13 protein-coding genes are annotated in these 13,434 nt (G+C 67.8%); 7 read left to right on the top strand and 6 right to left on the bottom strand.

Annotated features, from left to right (window positions below):
• The first annotated feature begins 19 nt into the window (after positions 1 to 19).
• From ACFRAQ_RS26745 to ACFRAQ_RS26735, 3 genes are all read left to right on the top strand, one after another.
• The gene (locus ACFRAQ_RS26745) at positions 20 to 283 is read left to right on the top strand and encodes a hypothetical protein (RefSeq protein ID WP_379104319.1); all 264 of its coding nucleotides are present in this window, start codon (positions 20 to 22) and stop codon (positions 281 to 283) included.
• Positions 280 to 744, top strand: coding sequence for a DUF6328 family protein (locus tag ACFRAQ_RS26740; protein WP_379104317.1), 465 nt, complete (start codon positions 280 to 282; stop codon positions 742 to 744). The genes ACFRAQ_RS26745 and ACFRAQ_RS26740 overlap by 4 nt, the downstream gene beginning before the upstream one ends.
• Before the next feature lie 107 nt (positions 745 to 851).
• Positions 852 to 2,642 (top strand): glycoside hydrolase family 15 protein, encoded by a 1,791-nt coding sequence (locus ACFRAQ_RS26735; protein WP_379104315.1) that lies wholly within the window; start codon positions 852 to 854, stop codon positions 2,640 to 2,642.
• A gap of 35 nt (positions 2,643 to 2,677) precedes the next feature.
• Here ACFRAQ_RS26735 and ACFRAQ_RS26730 read toward each other — a convergent pair whose 3' ends face one another.
• A complete protein-coding gene (locus ACFRAQ_RS26730) occupies positions 2,678 to 3,007 on the bottom strand; it encodes a plasmid stabilization protein (RefSeq protein ID WP_379104313.1) in 330 nt (109 codons plus the stop codon).
• Positions 3,008 to 3,165: 158 nt separating this feature from the next.
• Between ACFRAQ_RS26730 and ACFRAQ_RS26725 the strand changes: the two genes are divergently transcribed.
• On the top strand, positions 3,166 to 5,139 hold the full coding sequence (locus ACFRAQ_RS26725; protein WP_379104311.1) for a potassium transporter Kup: 1,974 nt from the start codon (positions 3,166 to 3,168) through the stop codon (positions 5,137 to 5,139).
• A 114-nt stretch (positions 5,140 to 5,253) separates the two neighbouring features.
• On the top strand, positions 5,254 to 7,350 hold the full coding sequence (locus ACFRAQ_RS26720) for a catalase (protein WP_379104308.1): 2,097 nt from the start codon (positions 5,254 to 5,256) through the stop codon (positions 7,348 to 7,350).
• Positions 7,351 to 7,374: 24 nt separating this feature from the next.
• Here the strand turns inward: ACFRAQ_RS26720 and ACFRAQ_RS26715 are convergent, their stop codons facing one another.
• The 4 genes from ACFRAQ_RS26715 to ACFRAQ_RS26700 all read right to left on the bottom strand — a co-directional run bounded on the left by ACFRAQ_RS26715 (position 7,375) and on the right by ACFRAQ_RS26700 (position 10,682).
• On the bottom strand, positions 7,375 to 7,698 hold the full coding sequence (locus tag ACFRAQ_RS26715; RefSeq protein ID WP_379104306.1) for a hypothetical protein: 324 nt from the start codon (positions 7,696 to 7,698) through the stop codon (positions 7,375 to 7,377).
• Between the two features lie 209 nt (positions 7,699 to 7,907).
• Positions 7,908 to 8,063, bottom strand: a complete 156-nt coding sequence (locus tag ACFRAQ_RS26710) for a hypothetical protein (protein ID WP_357277705.1) — start codon at positions 8,061 to 8,063, stop codon at positions 7,908 to 7,910.
• Between the two features lie 133 nt (positions 8,064 to 8,196).
• Positions 8,197 to 9,663, bottom strand: coding sequence for an aminotransferase class I/II-fold pyridoxal phosphate-dependent enzyme (locus ACFRAQ_RS26705; RefSeq protein WP_379104303.1), 1,467 nt, complete (start codon positions 9,661 to 9,663; stop codon positions 8,197 to 8,199).
• 38 nt (positions 9,664 to 9,701) lie between these two features.
• Positions 9,702 to 10,682 (bottom strand): TIGR03557 family F420-dependent LLM class oxidoreductase, encoded by a 981-nt coding sequence (locus ACFRAQ_RS26700; RefSeq protein WP_379104301.1) that lies wholly within the window; start codon positions 10,680 to 10,682, stop codon positions 9,702 to 9,704.
• Positions 10,683 to 10,965: 283 nt separating this feature from the next.
• On the opposite strand from ACFRAQ_RS26700, the gene ACFRAQ_RS26695 reads away from it, so the two are divergent.
• The gene (locus ACFRAQ_RS26695; RefSeq protein ID WP_379104299.1) at positions 10,966 to 11,532 is read left to right on the top strand and encodes a type 1 glutamine amidotransferase domain-containing protein; all 567 of its coding nucleotides are present in this window, start codon (positions 10,966 to 10,968) and stop codon (positions 11,530 to 11,532) included.
• A 30-nt stretch (positions 11,533 to 11,562) separates the two neighbouring features.
• Here the strand turns inward: ACFRAQ_RS26695 and ACFRAQ_RS26690 are convergent, their stop codons facing one another.
• The gene (locus ACFRAQ_RS26690) at positions 11,563 to 12,759 is read right to left on the bottom strand and encodes an AI-2E family transporter (RefSeq protein ID WP_379104296.1); all 1,197 of its coding nucleotides are present in this window, start codon (positions 12,757 to 12,759) and stop codon (positions 11,563 to 11,565) included.
• A gap of 104 nt (positions 12,760 to 12,863) precedes the next feature.
• Here ACFRAQ_RS26690 and ACFRAQ_RS26685 point away from each other — a divergent pair, with 104 nt between their 5' ends.
• Positions 12,864 to 13,415, top strand: a complete 552-nt coding sequence (locus ACFRAQ_RS26685; RefSeq protein WP_379104294.1) for a hemerythrin domain-containing protein — start codon at positions 12,864 to 12,866, stop codon at positions 13,413 to 13,415.
• The last annotated feature ends 19 nt before the right edge of the window (positions 13,416 to 13,434 follow it).

The raw sequence follows: 13,434 nt of genomic DNA, 5'->3' as shown, positions 1-13,434 counted from the left end.
CAGGAGAAGGTGATGAGAAATGAGAACTTTCACGAATGACCGTCGGGTGTGGCGTGGACGCCGCCGCACGGGCGCGAGCAGCCTGCTGCTGCTGGTGGTCGTGATCTGGCTGATCATCGGAGCCGTGGCCGCCGGGCAACGGCACTATTACGACAGCGCGCCGAGCAACTGCGCGAGCGCCGGAACCATCGCGGTCACGATAGTGGCGGGTCCGCTCAACTATCTCGGCCTGAACCCGAAGATCGCCGACTGCCATGTCGATGTGCCGCAACCCAGTCCATGAGTGACCGGCACGAAACCCCCACCGAACGGCTGGATCGCAATTGGAACAGCCTGATGCAGGAATTGCGCGTCGTGCAGACGGGCGTGCAATTGCTGACCGGTTTCCTGCTGACACTGCCGTTCCAGGCGCGATTCACCATGCTGTCCGGCGTGATGCGGGTGGTCTACCTCGTGGTGGTGGCCGCCTCGATCGGCGCCACCATCTGCCTGATCGCGCCGGTCGCCGCGCATCGTATGCTCTTCCGGCGGCACCGGCTCGAGAATGTGGTGACCGCGGCGCATCGTTATGCGATCGTGGGCCTGAGCCTGCTCGGTGTCGCGTTGACCGGGGTGGCGGTGCTCATTTTCGACACCGTCGGCGGTACCTGGCCGGGGATCGTCGCCGGAATTGTTTCCGGCATCCTCTTCGTGGCCATCTGGGTATTGCATCCATGGCACGAGCATCGCGGCAGGAGCGCTTGAACCCGCGATGATCGCAGGGGTCCGGCTCAACGGGGACCGTGCCTTCGCCCATGGAGGGGCGTCGTCACCGGACGGTTACTCCCGCGACGGCGTGGTAATCGAACCGAGTGGAACCGACCCGGATCGAGCAGCCGCACGTATTGCGGGAGTACGCGTTCGTGGCCGACGGCGAACGGGGCGCGCTGATCGGTCCGCGCGGTGACATCGCGTGGCTGTGCGCACCGCAATGGGACAGCGCGCCGGTCTTCGACACGCTGATCGGGGGATCGAGCGTCTACTCGGTGACTCCCGACGAGCGCTGCGTCTGGGGCGGCTACTACGACCCCCGGACGCTGATCTGGAATTCCCGGTGGGTCACCGGATCCACGGTGATCGAATGCCGTGACGCGCTGGCCTTTCCGGGAGACGAGCACCGGGTCGTCGTGCTGCGCCGGGTGCGGGCGCTGCATGACGAAGCCCGGGTCCTGGTCGAACTGAACCCGGTCCACGACTACGGAAAGGCGCCGCTGCGCGATGTCCGGCGCACGGCGGGTGCGTGGGAGGCGCGGTGCGGCCGACTCCGGCTGCGGTGGAGCGGTGCGCCCGACGCGGTGTTCGATGAAGACCCGGTGTGCCCGGGTTGGCGTCTGCTCCTGCGAGTGCCACCCGGCGAGTTCCGGGACCTGGTCCTCGAACTGTCGGACATCGGTTTGCCCGATGCTCCGCTGGATCCAGAATTCTCTTGGACGGCAACGGAATTCAACTGGAATCGGGAGGTACCCGGGCTGCGGGCGAATGCCGCGCCGCGCGACGCGTCCCACGCGTACGCGGTGCTGCGCGGTATGACCGGGTCCAGCGGCGGCATGGTCGCCGCGGCCACCACCGGGCTGCCCGAACGGGACGAACAGGGAGCCAACTACGACTACCGCTACGTCTGGATCCGCGATCAGTGCCTGGCCGGGCACGCGGCCGCGACGGCCGGCGCGTTACCCCTGCTCGATTCCGCGGTCGGCTTCATCGCCGAACGCCTGCTCGCCGGCGGCCCGTCGTTGATGCCCGCCTACACCCTGCGAGGCGAGGCGGTGCCGCGTGAGCGGGATGTCGACCTGCCCGGCTATCCCGGCGGCACCGCGGTCGTCGGCAATCGCGTGCGAGATCAGTTCCAGCTCGACATCTTCGGTGAGGCGCTGCTGATGTTCGCCGCCGCCGCCCGCCACCACCATCTGCCGGCCGAATGCCGGTCAGCGGTCGGTGTCGCGGTGGAGGCCATTGCCGCACATCATGATCGGCGTGACGCCGGGATCTGGGAGATCGACGACGAGCACTGGGCGCATTCGGGGCTGATCTGCGCCGCCGGGCTGCGGGCGGTCGCCGGATTGCCGGACACCGGAGCCGACAGCGCCATCTGCGCCGGCTTGGCGGACGCGCTGGTCTCGCGGGTGGCGAAGACGAGTGTGCACCCCACCGGCCGCTGGCAGCGGTCGCCGCAGCATCCGGAAGTGGATGCCGCGCTGCTCCTGCCGATCATCCGCGGCGCCGTGCCGCTGGATGATCCGCGAGTCAGGGCCACTGTGTCCGCGATCGCGCGCGAATTGTCCAGCGACTACTACGTTTACCGGTATCGCGACGGCGAGAACCCGCTCGGCGGCAACGAGGGCGCCTTTCTGCTGTGCGGCTTCGCGATGGCGATCGCGACGGCCGATCTGTCCCTGCCCGTCACCGCGGCCCGCTACTTCGAACGCAACCGCGCCGCCTGCGGCACACCGGGCCTGTTCGCCGAGGAATTCGATGTCGCGCAACGCCAGTTACGGGGCAATCTACCGCAGGCGTTCGTCCACGCCTTACTGCTCGAAGCGTCCAATCATCCCGCTCTGCAATGGGAATGGGCGGATCTCGAACCAGGCGACGGTTCGCCGTGACCGGGGAGTCATGGCGAACCGATGCCCGGGGCGGTTCAGGCTCGGCCGAGAGCGTGGGCGAGCTGCGCTTTCGACATTCCCGAGCGGCCCTTGATGTTTCGCTGCTTGGCCTCGTTGTACAACTGGTCCTTGGTCAGGCCCTTGGGTCCGCGCCGGCCCGAACGCTCACCACCACGCTGTTGCGGGGACTTACCCTGCAAGGACGTCCGGCTGGCGGTCTTGGTCTCGCCCGCGCGGGCACGATTCTTGTTGACCGTGCGGGCACCGATCTCCCGAGCCCGGGCCGGGCTCTCGCCGCGCTCCTCGGCGGAGTCGCGGACGTGCTCGTACTGACGTTCCTCTTTCTTCGTCCATTCCTTGGGCATGGCACTGCTCCGATGCTGTGTCTCCGCTCTCTGAGCGGGTACGCCGAAGGCATCAGCACTCGGCGAGGAGGGTAGGGACATGATCGCAGTACCCGGAACCGGCGGACCGAACCTGTCGATCGGGATCGATCCGGACCACGATCAGGCCAGGTGACGGGATGTCCGAGCGCCAGGATTCGACGGTGTCGGATGACCCGGGGTCGGCCGGGCAGTCCGGTGCGCCGGGCGGACGCGGTTCGCTGCGGGACGCGGTTCGGCCGGGTCTGCTGATCGGGGCGGTGGGGGTCGTGTTCGGCGACATCGGGACCAGTCCGATCTACACGATGCGGACCGTGTTCGATCCCGCGGACCCGCACCCCGTGCCGGTGGAACCCGCCACTGTGTACGGGGTCGTGTCGCTGGTGTTCTGGTCGGTGCTGATCATCGTGACCGTCACCTATGTGCTGCTGGCCATGCGGGCCGACAACGACGGTGAGGGCGGGATCATGGCACTGATCACGCTGGTGCGGCGCTTCGCCGCGCGCGGCCGCCGGCCCGCCGCGGTACTGGCGGCCCTCGGAATCTTCGGCGCGGCACTGTTCTTCGGCGACAGCATGATCACTCCCGCCATCTCGGTGCTGTCCGCGGTGGAGGGGATCGAGGTGGTGGAACCGTCGCTGGCCAAGGCCGTCGTCCCGGTCACGGCGCTGATCATCGTGCTGCTGTTCATCTTTCAGCATCGCGGCACCGAGTCGGTGGGCCGGTTGTTCGGGCCGGTGATGGTGATCTGGTTCCTGGCGATCGCGGCGTGCGGCATCGGCGGGATCTGCCGGCATCCGGCGATCCTGAAGGCGCTGTGGCCGGGCTACGCGCTCGGCTTCCTCGCCGGGCATTTCGCCGTCGCGTTCTTCGCGCTGGCCGCCATCGTGCTGGCGGTCACCGGAGCGGAGGCGCTGTACGCGGATCTGGGGCACTTCGGCCGCCGATCCATCACCACCGCTTGGCTTGTGCTGGTGCTGCCCGCCTGCGTGCTCAGCTATTTCGGGCAGGCCGCCCTGATCCTCGGGACCCGCGCCCACGTGGCGAGCCCGTTCTTCCTGCTGGTCCCGCAGTGGGGTCGGCTGCCCATGGTCGCCCTCGCCACCGCGGCGACGGTGATCGCATCGCAGGCGGTGATCACCGGCGCGTATTCGGTGGCGTCCCAGGCCGCGCGGATCGGATACCTGCCGAGACTGCGCATCGCGCACACCTCGGCCTCGGCGCCCGGGCAGATCTACGTGCCGTGGGTCAACTGGCTGCTGCTGGTCGCGGTGCTCACGCTGGTGCTGGCCTTCCGCAGTTCGACCGCCCTGGCCTTCGCCTTCGGTATGGCGGTCACGTGCACGATCACCATCACCACCCTGCTGCTCGGCTACCTCGCCCACGCGAAATGGCAACTGCCACTGTGGCTCGTCGTGGTGGTCTGGACGCCCTTGCTCACGGTGGACCTGCTGTTCGTCGCCGCCAACCTCACCAAACTCCTGCACGGCGCCTGGCTGCCGCTGCTGATCGGCCTGACCGCCTTCGTGGTCATGACGACCTTCCAACGCGGGCGCGGCGTGCTGGCCGACGAACGCGACCGCCTGGAAGGCTCCCTGCGCGAGTTCGTCGACGACCTGTGGCACGACCCATCACGGTTGACGATCGTCGACGGCACCGCCGTCTTCCTCAGCCGCGGCAAGGACGCCGTGCCGCTGGCCCTGCGCGCCAATGTCGAACACAACAGCGTCCGCCACCGTCACACCGTCATCGCTTCGGTGGAAACCGAACCCGTCCCTCGAATCGCACCCGACGACCGCGTCCGCGTCGACCACCTCGGCTACCGCGACGACGGCATCGTCCACGTCACCGTCCGAGTCGGCTATATGGAAACCCCCGATGTCCACGCCGCCCTGGCCGCCCTCGACACCGACGAGGCCGAAGGCGAACTCGACCTGGACCACGCCTCCTACTTCCTCTCCGAGATCGAACTACGCGCCGCCGACCACCCCGCCATGTCCCGGTGGCGCACCAGGCTGTTCATCGCCACCAGCCACCTCTCCGCGGACGTGGCCGACTACTTCCGCCTGCCTCGCCACCGCACGGTGACCCTCGGCGAGCGCATCGAGGTCTGACCGGCCTTCGGCGCGGACATCTCGCGGGCGGGTGTGTGAAAGCGCCCGGCTCGGGTAAGCGGGCGATACGCAGACATCCGGGTTTCCGGCCATCGAGCGGAGGAGAGTCGCCACATGGACAGTGAGAGGAACGACAAGCAGCGCCAGCTGGATTCGTATCGCGTCGCGCGGGACCGGGGCTACCTGACCACGCAGCAGGGCGTCCGGGTGGACGGCACCGACGACACGGTGAAGGTGGGCGATCGCGGCCCGGCCCTGCTGGCCGACTTCCACGCCCGCGAGAAGATCACGCACTTCGATCACGAGCGGATTCCCGAGCGCGTCGTGCACGCGCGCGGTGCGGGGGCCTACGGGCGCTTCCGGCCGCATACCGGGTGGCTGGGCCGGTTCACCACGGCGCGGTTCCTCACCGATCCGACCGTGGAGACGCCGGTGTTCGTGCGGTTCTCCACGGTCGCGGGATCGCGCGGATCCGCCGACACCGTGCGCGACGTGCGCGGCTTCGCGACGAAGTTCTATACCGCGGAGGGCAATTACGATCTGGTCGGCAATAACTTCCCGGTCTTCTTCATCCAGGACGGCATCAAGTTCCCCGACTTCGTGCACGCGGTGAAACCCGAGCCCCACAACGAGATCCCGCAGGCCGCCTCGGCGCACGACACCCTCTGGGACTTCGTGGCGCTGCAACCGGAGACCCTGCACGCGATCCTGTGGCTCATGTCGGACCGGGCCCTGCCGCGCAGCTATCGGATGATGCAGGGCTTCGGCGTGCACACCTTCCGGCTCGTCGACGCCGACGGGCAGTCGACATTCGTGAAATTCCACTGGAAACCCAAACTCGGCGTGCACTCGCTGCTGTGGGACGAATGCCAGCAGATAGCCGGGCGCGACCCGGACTTCAATCGGCGCGATCTGTGGGACTGCATCGCCGCCGGGCAGTACCCGGAATGGGAGCTCGGGGTGCAGCTGATCCCGGAGCATCGGGAATTCGATTTCGACTTCGATCTGCTGGACGCGACGAAACTGATTCCGGAGGAATATGTTCCGGTGCGACCGGTCGGGACCATGGTGCTCGATCGCAATCCGGACAACTTCTTCGCCGAGACCGAACAGGTCGCCTTCCACACCGCGAACCTGGTGCGCGGCATCGATTTCACCGACGATCCGCTGCTGCAACTGCGCAACTTCTCCTACCTGGACACGCAGCTGATCCGGCTGGGCGGGCCGAATTTCGCGCAGCTGCCGATCAATCGGCCGGTGGCGGACGTGGCCAACCACCAGCAGGACGGCTACGGACAGCACGCCATCCCGCAGGGCGAGGCGGCCTACACCGAGAACACGATCGGGGGCGGCTGCCCGGCCCTGGCCGGGGACGGTGCGTTCCAGCACCATTCCGAGTCGCTGTACGGCGCCACGGCCCGGGGGCGCGGCGCGAAGTTCCGCGAGTACTACACGCAGCCGCGCATGTTCTGGCGCAGTATGTCCGAACCCGAAGCCGATCACATCGTGGCCGCCTTCGCCTTCGAACTCGGCAAGCTGACCAGGCCGGAGATCCGCGAACGCGTCCTCGAACACCTCGCGCGCATCGACGCCGAGCTGGCGGTCCGGGTGGCCGCCGAACTCGGCATGCGGGCCCCGGGGGTGTCGTACAACGGGGAGGTGACCGCGTCGCCGGCGCTGTCGCAGTCGAGCCTGCCCGGGGAGGGCATCGCCACCCGCAAGATCGCCGTGCTGATCGCGGACGGCGTCGACGCCGACGGGCTGGAACGGGTGAGTTCCGCGCTACGAGGACGCGGCGCGGTGCTGGAAACCCTGGCGGCCCACGGCGGCGAGGTCGGCGCCGAGGGCGGCGGGACCGTGCCGGTGGACCGTTCGCTGGCGACCGTGTCGTCGGTGTTGTACGACGGTGTCCTGGTCGCGGGTGGTCCGGACGCGGTCGAATCGCTGGGCGGTGACGGTCCCGCGGTCCACTTCGTGCTCGAGGCCTACAAGCACGCCAAACCGATCGGCGGATTCGGGGCGGGCGCGTCGCTGCTGCGGACCATCGGACTGAGTCCGATACCGCCCGAGGATGGGCTCGGCACTGTCGACGGCGTCGTGGTCACCACGGCATCCGGACGGGACATCCCGGCGCGATTCGCCGATGCCTTCGCGGAAGTCCTTGCGCGGCACCGGGTCTGGCGACGCATCACGCACGCCGTCCCCGCGTGACCCTCCGATCACGGAACTCGGTCGCTACTTCTTCGGGACGAGGATTCCGGTGAGGTCCGCTTCCCGGATCGGGGTGTCCGGATTGCGTTGCGCCTCGCACATCACGGTGATGGCCGCGATGGACGCGTCGACAGTGTCCGGCGCGGCCGACGGGGTCACCTTCGTGTCCTGTTCGAGATACTTGCGAACGGTGATCCGCTGCTTCGCCTTGTCCTGCTGGGTGAATTCGCTGCACGGTGTGCTGCCGCCCTTGTTCACGACTTCCTTGGCCTGATCGCATGCCCCCGTGAGGGGAATCAGCAGCGCCGCGGCCAGGATGGTCACGATGCGAACGGTGTGTCCGGTCATGGGGAACACTTCCTCGTATTTCGGTCACCCCCTGTGCCGATTGCCCGGTCCCGTGCACCCGAAACAACCACCCCGCTTCGTCGAAACGAACTGTCCGGCAGTTCGTTTCCGTACCGCGACCGCAGCGCGCGAACCTACCGATTCCCCGGCCCGTGACAGTGTGGGCCGGGGGATTCCGGGTTCAGCGACGCGCTTCGAGGACCGTCCGATCACCAGTAGTGCGCGCGGCCGCCGATCGGCCGTCCGGCCGCCCCGAGCAGCCACAGGACTGCGCCGATGAGCAGCAGAATGACACCGATGGTCGTGAGGATGCCGATCCCGAGAACCAACCCCAAGATCAGCAGAATGAGGCCCAGGATGATCATGACTATTCCTTCGTGGAAAGCGGCTATGGCCCTCACGCAGTTCCCGGCGTATCGAACCTCAAACGCTGATCAGCCCACGGGTATCACCGGAAACAGTCGCCGATAGCCAGGGGGCGGCGTTCCGCGTGGGCGTTTACCGAAGGGCGTCCCGGGCGACGACACGCAGGGTGTCCAGTGACGGGTCCGCGGGGTCGGGGACGTTCATTCCGGCGGCGATGCCCGAGCGGAGGTAGTCGATCACGGCGACGTCGATCAGTTCGCCGGGCACGATGACGGGGATGCCGGGCGGATAGGGCGTGACCTGTTCGGCGGCGATCCGTCCGGGCGCGCGGTCGATCGGAACCGATTCGCAGGGCGCGAAGAAGGCGTCGCGCGGCAGCATGATCGAATCCAGTTGCAGGTCACGAGGATTGGGCAGGTGGATGTCAGGGGGCGTGGGGTCGCGCAGCTGGGTGCGCCAGGCGATGAGACCGGCGACCAGGGCGTCGACGGTTTCCGGAGTGTCGGCCATGGACAGGGTCGCGAGGATACGGCGGTGGTCGCACAGGCCGAGATCGATGCGCCGGTGCTCGCGCATCCAGTCGGTGATCTCATACCCTGATGCGCCGGTGGCGGAGACATCCATCAGGACCTGGAGCCGATCCAGGTCGTGGGAGGCTTCGACGCCGAGCAACTCGTCCTCCATCACCGATATGCCCGGGATGGCATCGAGTTCGCGGCGCGCGTACCCGGCGGTCTCTAGTGCCGCGTCGAGCAGGTCGTGGCCGTGCTCGACCATCTGCCGCCGCCAGCCGTCCATGGCGGCGTACAGCAGTACGTTCGGACTGGTCGTCATGAGCAGATCCGCGCACTCGCGCAACCGATTCCGGTCGACGAGATCGCCCTGGAGATGGAACACCGACCCTTGCTCGAATCCCGCGCCCATCTTGTGCACACTGACCAGGCAGATGTCCGCGCCCGCGTCCATGGCCCAGGTCGGCAGGTCCTCGTGGAACGGCAGATGGGCACCCCACGCCTCATCGATGATGAGGGGTTTGCCGTGGCTGTGGCAGACCTCGGCGATCGCGGCGATGTCGGCGCAGGTGCCGTACGGGGTGGGACTGACGATCAGCGCACCGGCCGCTTGCGGATATCGCTCCCAGGCCCGGTGCACCTGTTCCGGCGACGGCGCGTGCGAGAGGTGCCGAGCCGCATCCCATCTGGGTGGCACCCAGTAGGGCCGTACCCCGGCGAAGATCAGTCCGGCGACGATCGATTTGTGGCTGTCGCGGCCCAGGATGAGCCCGCCGTCCCCGCCGGCGACGGCCATCATGGCCGCCTTCACCGACAGCGAACTGCCACAGGTGGAGAAGAAGGCGTAGTCGGCGCCCACCGCGTCGGCCATGAGTTCCTCGGCGTCGGTGAGATGGTGGCCTCGGGACAAGCGATCGTCCATGCCCGATCCGGCGAGGATGTCCGCGCGCAGGGCCGGGCCGAGGATCTCGTTCACGCGAGGATCGGCTCCGCGCGACTGCCGGTGGCCGGGCGGGGTGAAGCCGTAGCGGCCCTGGCGCTGATAGTCGGCCAGGGCATCGAGTATCGGTGCGGCGGAATGATTCACGATCCCTCCTCTGTGGTGGGCGGTGGGGCCGGGCCGCCTCAGGTACCGCGGAGCTTGTCCAGCAGCGGCTGGGCGGCCTCGGCCAGGAATCGATCCTGTTGTTCGTCACCGATCTGGACCAGCGCGACATCGGTGAAGCCCGCCGCCAGGTAGGGGTGCACGGATTCGGCCATGGCGTCGAGGTCGGGGCCGCAGACGATCTGCTCGGCGATGTCGTCGGGGCGGACGCATTGCGTGGCGGCGGCGAATCCCGCCGGGGTGGGCAGGTTGGCGTTGACGTCCCAGCCGCCGGTGGACCAACGGAACTCGTCGTGTGCGCGGTGAATCGCCTTGTCCCGGTCGGTGTCCCAGCTGACGGGAACCTGTCCGGTGACGCGCGAGGGTTCGTCGTCGTGCTCGGCGATTCGAATGCGCTGCCAGGCGTCGACGAGCTCGGGGTCCGGATCGGTGGTGATCATCTCGTCGGCCAGCGGCGCGAAGCGCCGGACCGACCGGGGCCCGGAGACCGCGACGGCGATCGGCACGGGTTGGGCGGGCAGATCCCAGATCTTGGCGGCGTCGACCCGATACCACCGCCCATGGCGGCTGATCGTGTCCCCGGTCAGCAGGTCCCGGATGAGGCCGATGGCCTCGGCGAGCCGGTCCTGGCGTTCGTCGAGACCGGGCCAGCCCGCGCCGATCACGTGCTCGTTGAGGCTTTCGCCGCTGCCGAGCCCGAGGGTGAACCGGCCCTCGGCGAGGATCTGCAGGGTCGCCGCTTGCTGTGCGACGACCGCCGGGTGGTAGCGCATGGTCGGGCAGCACACATAGGTCATCAGCGGAATGCGGTCGGTGGCCTGTGCGACCGCGCCGAGCATGGTCCAGGCGTGGGGTGCGTGGCCCTGGGACTCGAGCCAGGGCGAGTAATGATCGGAGCTGACCAGGAAGTCGAATCCGGCCTGTTCGGCCGCGACCGCGTAGCGGACGAGCTCGCGCGGGCCGCTCTGCTCGGTCATCAGGGTGTATCCGAACCGGGTCACGGCGGTGTCCTTCCGTTCGGTGCCGATGGGATACCCGTCGGCTACCCACTGCCGGCCCGGAATCACCGACGGCCCCCTGCGATTGATCGGGGAATCCGCAAATGCCGGGACGGGTTGAGACGGCTGCACGCGGGTATTGCGAACGATGTCCAGACCAGATGGTCTGGCAGGCATTACTTCCGGACGGCAGTCGCGGTCAGCACCAGCAGCACCGTCAACGGCGACGGTGTCTCGACGGCGAGATGTGCGCGCGTATCGCGACGTGAAGGGAGAGGAGAGATCGGTGTCAGCGGAACTCGATGGTGTTCGCGTCCTGATCGTCACTTCCAATACCGGGGTCGAGCGGGATGAACTGGTTGTTCCCCGAGATCAACTGCGCGCTCGCGGCGCATTCGTGACCCACGCGGCCGCGGAGGGTATCGACGTGCAGACATTTCGGCACGACCTCATCCCATCCGAACCCGTGCGGCCCGACCTGGCGCTGAGCGAGGTGGATCCCGGCTCGTTCGACGGCGTGGTGATCCCCGGCGGCACGGTCAATGCCGACAAGCTCCGAACCAACGCCACGGCAAGGGAACTCGTTCGATCGCTGATCGCGGCGGACCGCCCGATCGCGGCCATCTGCCATGGCCCCTGGCTGCTCGTGGAGGCCGCGGTGGTCGCGGGCAAGACACTGACCTCGTACCACTCGTTGCGCACCGATCTGGTCAACGCCGGGGCGACCTGGGTCGACCAGCCGGTCGTCCGCAGCGACGCCGAGGGCTGGACGCTGATCACCTCCCGCAGACCCGACGATCTCCCCGACTTCGTCGACGCGATCGCCGCGGAATTCTTGGTGCGCACCTCCTGACGGTGGTCGATTCGCCACTGCGCGCGGGAATCACCCCCGCGATCGCGGGGTAGTCGGACCGGATTTCGCGGGATGGTCCAGCCTCGGGTAGAGCAGCTCCCGGACCAGTAGGAGCAGACTGGCGGCGACGGGAATGGCGAGCAGCGCGCCCAGCACGCCGAGGATCGAACCGCCGATGAGCACCGCGACCACCGTCACCACCGCCGGAACCTGCACCGTGCGCCCGATGATGCGCGGCACCAGCAGATAGTCCTCGATCATGCGCATCGCGATGAAGAAGACGACGGTCGCCACGCAGACCGGCAGTGAAACCGTCAGTGCGACAAGCGTGATGGCGATGCCCGCCAGTGTGGAGCCGATCAACGGGATGAGGTCCAGCACGGCCGCGAGCACGGCCAGCACCAGCGGGAATGGGACGCCGAACGCCGCCAGCCAGATGAAGGTGACGACTCCGGTGATCAAGGAGATCAACAGATTACCCAGCACGTAACCGCCGACCTTGGCGAAGATCGCATCCCCGAGCAGGATCGCGCGCGGCCGCCGATCGCGCGGAACCAGCCGATACAGGTTGGCGCGCAAGGCCGGGAAGTTCGCCGAGAAGTACGCGGTGAGCACCGCGACCAGCACGGTGGCGGTGACGCCGCCGAAGATCACCTTCCCCGCGCCGACCAGGCCGTGCGAGACCTTGTCGAAATCGGCGTCGGAGCTCTCTTTCAGTCGTTGGTCGAGGTGGAATCGCTCGGCGGCCTCCCGGACCAGGGGATAGCGGTCCTCGAGGCCGCGCAGCGCGTCAGGTGCGTGATGGAGCAGACCCTGGCCTTGATCGATCAATGGCGAGATGGCGGCCCACAGGAACCCGGCCAGACCGCCCGCGACGATCAGGAACACCAGGGCGACGGCGAAACCGCGCCGGACATGGTGTCGAATCAGCCAGGACACCGCGGGCTCCATGCCGATGGCGAGAAACAACCCGGCCGCCACCAGGAGCAACGCCTCGTGCGCCGCGAGGACGACTCGCACCGCGCCGACCGTCACCAGCACCCCGGCGGCACCGGTCAGCCCCACCATGAACGGTGAGTTCCGGTCGAATCTGCGCCCGGGCCTGCCGAGCGGATGCCGATCGCTGGAGAGTTCCGCCGCACGTTCCTCGGCAGCCTGGATCGGGGCCGGTTCGCTGTCGGAGTGCGGCTGCCCGACCTGTTCATGGTGCGCTGTTTCGTCGTTCATGATGCTCGATCCCGTGGGAAAACTGGTTATCGCAGTAATAGCCCGCAGCGGCCGGGGTATCGCCTACTCGTGAGATCGAAATCGAGCGAAAGAAGGACACCGTCATGGCCGAACAGGACGTGGTCGACCTCTTGACCGCACAACACGAGGAGATCGCCACCTTGCTCGAACAACTGAAGTCCGACCGGGAGGATCAGGAGGAACTGTTCACCGAATTGGTCCGTCTGCTCGCTGTTCACGAAAGCGCCGAGGAAGAAGTGGTGCATCCGATCGCCAAGCGGGCCAGGTTCGGCGCCGAGGAGATGGTCGACGCCCGGCTGGAAGAGGAGAGTCACGCCAAACGCGCGCTCGCGCAGCTCTACGATCTCGGCGTCCATCATCCGAATTTCCAGGCCGAACTCGCCGATTTCGCCGACGCGGTCGCCGATCACGCGGCGCACGAGGAGGCGGAGGAATTCGTCCTGTTGCGACGCCAGTATTCGGCGACCCAGCTCCAGCACATGGCCGGATCCGTGCGTGCCGCCGAGGCGGTGGCCCCCACCCGGCCGCATCCGCATACGGGCTCCTCGGCCGCGGCGAACCTGATCGCCGGACCGCCGCTGGCCGTGTTCGACCGCGTACGAGACGCGGTGCGCGACTGGCGAACACAAAGCTAGCCGGACCGCGACTTCCCAG

This window comes from Nocardia sp. NPDC056611, assembly GCF_042792755.1.
In the GTDB taxonomy this organism is placed as follows: Bacteria; Actinomycetota; Actinomycetes; order Mycobacteriales; family Mycobacteriaceae; genus Nocardia.
Note: the sequence above shows the minus strand (reverse complement) of the source record. Positions and strands in the feature narration are given on the sequence as shown.